Raw genomic sequence first — 3,877 nt, 5'->3', positions numbered from 1 at the left:
CGCTGTCGGGTTCGTACTGGTGCAGGAACCACAGCCGCTGCTGGGCGTACGAGAGCGGGATCCGCTGCGGGCGCTCCGCCCGCGCCACCACCGGCCGACCCGTCCGTCCGCCCACCGTAACCAGCTTGGCGAGTCCGGCAACCGTGGGGTTGTTAAACATGTCGCGGACCGACAGCTCCATGCCGAGAACTGAACGAGCCCGAGCCAACAGCCGGATGGCGAGCAAAGAGTGCCCACCCAGTTTGAAGAAGTCGTCGTCCCTGCCGACCCGGTCGACGCCCAGTACGTTCGCGAAGAGGCCGCTGAAAGCCTCCTCCAACGGGTTGTGGGCCGCATTGACGGACGTAGCCGGTGTACGTTCGGCCGCCGACTCCTCTGCAGGGGCGGGAAGGGCGAGCCTGTCCAGCTTCCCGTTGGCGGTCAACGGCAGAGCGTCGAGCAGGACGAACGCCGACGGCACCATGTAGTCGGGCAGACGATCGGCCACGTAAGCCCGCAGGGTCGCTGCGGTCGCCGCGGGCTCTCCTCCGGTGTCCGGTACGACGTACGCGACGAGGGACCTGTCACCCGAGCTGTTCTCACGGACCACGACTGCTGCCTGATGAAGCTCGGCCATGCTCACGAGTACGGACTCGATTTCGCCCGGCTCCAGACGGAAGCCGCGCAGCTTCACCTGCTGGTCGGCGCGGCCCACGTACCGTAGTTGTCCGTCCCTGCCCCACCGTACGAGGTCGCCGGTGCGGTACATGCGCGCGCCGGCCCGGCCGAACGGATTCGCCACGAACCGCTCCGCCGTCATGTCGGGACGCCCCAGATATCCCCGCGCGAGGCCGGTGCCGGCGATGTACAGCTCGCCCGGGACGCCGGTCGGCACCGGCTGCAGGTTCGCGCCCAGGACATAGGCCTGGGTGTTCCAGAAAGGCCGACCGATCGGCACGGGGCCAGACGGGGTCGGGATGCCGGGCTCAAGCCTGAAGTCCGTGCAGTTGACGGTGGCTTCGGTCGGGCCGTAGGCATTGATGACTGTTACGTCGGGGTGCCGCTCGCGCCACTCGGCCAGGCTCTCGCCGAGAAGTTGCTCGCCGCCGAGGATGAGCGTGCCGGTCGGGGAGGCGGCGTCGGGCAGGGTGCCCAGAAGTGCCATATGGCTCGGCGTGGCCTTCATGAAGGTCGGCCGGGCCGTGGCGGCGAATCCGTCCCCCGTCTCGTCCCTGAGATCGGCCAGACGTACACTGCCGCCCGACACCAGCGGTGTGTAGAGCGCGGTCACGGTCAGGTCGAAGCCGATACGGGAGTGCAGCAACGCACTGCCGGAGGCATCCGGGTACGCGTGGCGTGCGCGCTGAAGATAGGCGCCTACCGAGCGGTGTTCGACGACGACTCCCTTGGGACGTCCCGTGGAGCCCGACGTGTAGATCACGTAGGCCGGGTCGTGCGGAGCCGGGAGATCGCCGGGTCGTGGCGCCCCCTTCGGGTTCGGGGCTATGAGCGGCTCACCGGAGACCTCTGCCAGCGCCTTCTCGGTCTCTTCCGCATCCCACAGCAGCGGCTTGGCCCCGGGTGCCTCCGCCACGAGGCCGGACAGCTCTTCTCGGGCCACGATCACCTGAGGGTTGGCGTCGTGGAGCATGTAGCGGATGCGCTCCGCCGGATGGTCCAGCTCCAGTGGCAGATAGGCGCCACCGGCCTTGAGTACGGCGAGGAGGCTCACGATCAGTTCCACGGAGCGTGGCAGGGCCACAGCGACAATGCGCTCGGGGCCGACACCGTGCTCGATCAGCAGCCGGGCGAAGCGGTTACTCCGCTCGTCCAGTTCCGCGTAGGTAAGGACGGTGTCCTCGAAGATGAGCGCCTCGGCGTCCGGAGTGCGCGCGACCTGGGCCGAGAACAGCTCCACCACGCTCGTCGGCTCGACATCCCGTGCAGTGGCGTTCCAGTCCTCCAGTAGACGGTCGCGCTCGGCACTGTCCATTACGTCGACCTGACCCACACGCCGCTCCGGCTCCGTAACGGCCGAACGCAGTACGCGCAGGAAACGCTCGGACAGGGACTCGGCGGTGGAAGCGTCGTAGAGGTCCGCGCTGTACTCCAGCACGCCGCCCAGACCCGACTCCGTCTCGTAAAGGCGGAACAACAGGTCGAACTTTGCGCCTTCGTCAGCAGTGCCTTCTGCGGACACGGAGAGCCCAGGCAGTTCGAGCGTGGCCCCCATTGCGGCGCGCGGATCGGCGTTCTGCACCACGAGACGTATCTGGAAGAGGGGGTGTCGGGAGGGGGAGCGTTCGGGGTTGAGGTGGTGGACGAGGCGTTCGAAGGGGATGTCCTGGTGGGTGTAGGCGGCGAGGTCGGTTTCGCGGACCCTGGCCAGCAGTTCGGTGAAGGTGGGGTTGCCGGTGAGGTCGGTGCGGAGGACGAGGGTGTTGACGAAGAAGCCGACCAGGTTTTCGAGGGTGTCGTCGGTGCGTCCGGCGATGGGGGAGCCGATGGGGATGTCGTTTCCGGCGCCGAGGCGGGAGAGGAGGACGGCGAGGGCTGCCTGGAGGACCATGAAGGTGCTGGCGTGTTGCTGGCGGGCGAGGTGGGTGAGGGCGGTGTGGAGGGGGGTGGGGATGGTGAAGGTGACGGTTCCGCCGCGGTGGGTGGGGACGGCGGGTCGGGGCCGGTCGGTGGGGAGGTCGAGTTCGGTGGGGAGTCCGGTCAGGGTGTTCTGCCAGTACGCGAGCTGGCGGGAGACCGTCGACTCGGGATCGTCTTCGGAGCCGAGGATCTCGCGTTGCCAGAGGGTGTAGTCGGCGTACTGGACGGGGAGCGGGGCCGGGTCGGGGGTCCGGCCGGTGGCACGGGCCGCGTATGCGGTGGTGAGGTCGCGGGCCAGAGGGGCGAAGGATCCCTCGTCCGCGGCGATGTGGTGCACGACCAGGAGCAGGACGTGCTCGTCCGGTCCCAGGCGGAACAGGGTGGCCCGCAGGGGCAGGTCCCGGGTCAGGTCGAAAGTCTCGCCCGCCGCGGCGGCCAGCGCCTCCTCCAGCCCGTCTTCGGTGACGGCCCGCACCTCCAGGTCCGGCCGCGCAAGCCCGGCAGGACGCACCACCTGATAAGCACCACCACTATCGCCGTCGCTGTCGTGGTGGGTGAAGACGGTCCGCAGTGCTTCGTGGCGTGCTACCAGATCTGTGAGGGCATCGCGGAGTGCTTGTTCGTCGAGGGTGCCGGTCAGGCGCAGGGCGACGGGGATGTTGTAGGTGGCGGTGGGGCCTTCGAGCCGGTGGAGGAACCACAGGCCCTGCTGAGCCGCGGAGAGCGGGATCCGTTGCGGGCGCTCCGCCCGCGCCACCACCGGTGTGCGTGCGGAGGCTGCTTGGGTGAGTTGCTGGGCGAGGCCTGCCACGGTCGGTGCCTCGAACAGGGCACGGACCGACAGCTCCGCACCCAGAGTGCTACGGACGCGGGACACCAGCCGCGTAGCAAGCAGCGAGTGACCGCCGAGGTCGAAGAAGCTGTCGTCGATACCCACCCGCTCCAGGCCCAGCACGTCGGCGAAGAGGGTGGAGAGGATTTCTTCCTGGGGGGTGCGGGGGGTGCGGCCGGTGGTGGTGTGGGTGGGGTCGGGGTCGGGCAGGGCCTTGCGGTCGAGCTTGCCGTTCGCGGTCAGTGGGAGAACATCGAGAGCGACGAACGCCGAAGGAATCATGTAATCGGGAACAGCGCGGGCGAGATACCGGCGTAGTTCTTCCCCGGGTACCGCTGTGCCGGTGGTGTAGGCGGTGAGACGTTCCCCGCGCACGGTTGCGACGGCCTGGTCGACGTCCGGATGAGCCCGCAGCAGAGTCTCGATCTCACCCAGCTCGATACGGAATCCGCGGACCTTGACCTGATC

Annotated in this window: 1 protein-coding gene; it reads right to left on the bottom strand. The window is 68.6% G+C overall.

The features are described 5' to 3' along the window. Window positions 1-3,877: amino acid adenylation domain-containing protein (locus tag ACIQ9E_RS29715; protein WP_403712302.1), on the bottom strand; the 3,877-nt coding region annotated here is incomplete at both ends.

Origin of the sequence: Streptomyces sp. NPDC094448, assembly GCF_044763775.1 — a bacterium.
GTDB lineage: Bacteria > Actinomycetota > Actinomycetes > Streptomycetales > Streptomycetaceae > Streptomyces.
The sequence above is the reverse complement of the archived record's forward strand: the minus strand, read 5'-3'. Positions and strand labels throughout refer to the sequence as shown.